Here is a 474-nt window from a genome sequence, read left to right as displayed (position 1 = left end):
GAGGGGATGAGCGGCTTCATCGTCACGCGTCCCCGCGCGTACGAACTCTGGGAGCGCATCCAGGGCCACCTCGACGGCCTGTTCAAAGACACCGGCGTTCAGAACGCCTACTTCCCGCTTTTCATCCCCGAGAGCTACCTCGAACGGGAGAAAGACATCGTCGAAGGTTTCGACCCCGAGGTCGCGTGGGTCGAGCGCGCCGGCAATCAGGAACTCGAAGAGCCGCTCGCCGTCCGCCCGACCTCCGAATCGATCATCACGCCCTACATCTCCCAGTGGGTCCGCAGTCACCGCGACCTGCCGCTGCGCGTGAATCAGTGGGCGTCGGTCGTTCGCTGGGAAGCAACGGAGACGAAGCCGTTCTTCCGGACGAAAGAGTTCCTCTGGCAGGAGGGTCACACCGCGCACGCGACCCGCGAGGACGCCTGGGCGGAGACGACGCGCCGCCTCGATCAGTACGAGGAGACCTACGAG

General features: G+C 65.0%; 1 protein-coding gene. It reads left to right on the top strand.

What is annotated here, in order from left to right; all coding sequences use genetic code 11:
* Window positions 1-474 (top strand): aminoacyl--tRNA ligase-related protein (locus tag DEQ92_RS22310; protein ID WP_304999714.1); only part of this gene is annotated, 474 nt, incomplete at both ends.

The organism is Haloferax sp. Atlit-6N (assembly GCF_003383195.1).
Taxonomy (GTDB): Archaea; Halobacteriota; Halobacteria; order Halobacteriales; family Haloferacaceae; genus Haloferax; species Haloferax gibbonsii.
The sequence above is the reverse complement of the archived record's forward strand: the minus strand, read 5'-3'. Positions and strand labels throughout refer to the sequence as shown.